This window comes from Lysinibacillus sp. RU7, assembly GCF_057837305.1.
In genome coordinates, this window is the sequence record NZ_JBYQFK010000071.1 from 1 (window position 1) to 501 (window position 501).

Genomic DNA, 501 nt, shown 5'->3' on the forward strand with positions numbered 1-501 from the left:
GGTGCGCTCAGCGTGGTCGGAAATCACGCGTAGAGTATAAAGGCAAAAGCGCGCTTAACTGCGAGACCCACAAGTCGAGCAGGTACGAAAGTAGGTCTTAGTGATCCGGTGGTTCTGTATGGAAGGGCCATCGCTCAACGGATAAAAGGTACTCTGGGGATAACAGGCTGATACCGCCCAAGAGTTCATATCGACGGCGGTGTTTGGCACCTCGATGTCGGCTCATCTCATCCTGGGGCTGAAGCAGGTCCCAAGGGTATGGCTGTTCGCCATTTAAAGAGGTACGCGAGCTGGGTTTAGAACGTCGTGAGACAGTTCGGTCCCTATCTACCGTGGGCGCTGGAAATTTGAGAGGATCTGCTCCTAGTACGAGAGGACCAGAGTGGACGAACCTCTGGTGTACCGGTTGTGACGCCAGTCGCATCGCCGGGTAGCTATGTTCGGAAGGGATAACCGCTGAAAGCATCTAAGCGGGAAGCCTACCTCAAGATAAGATTTCCC

The 501-nt window shown here is 54.1% G+C and carries 1 rRNA gene; it reads left to right on the forward strand.

Features of this window, described 5'->3' with window-relative positions:
* Nucleotides 1-501: ribosomal RNA gene (locus AC3II9_RS21525) — 23S ribosomal RNA — on the forward strand; the annotation flags it as partial.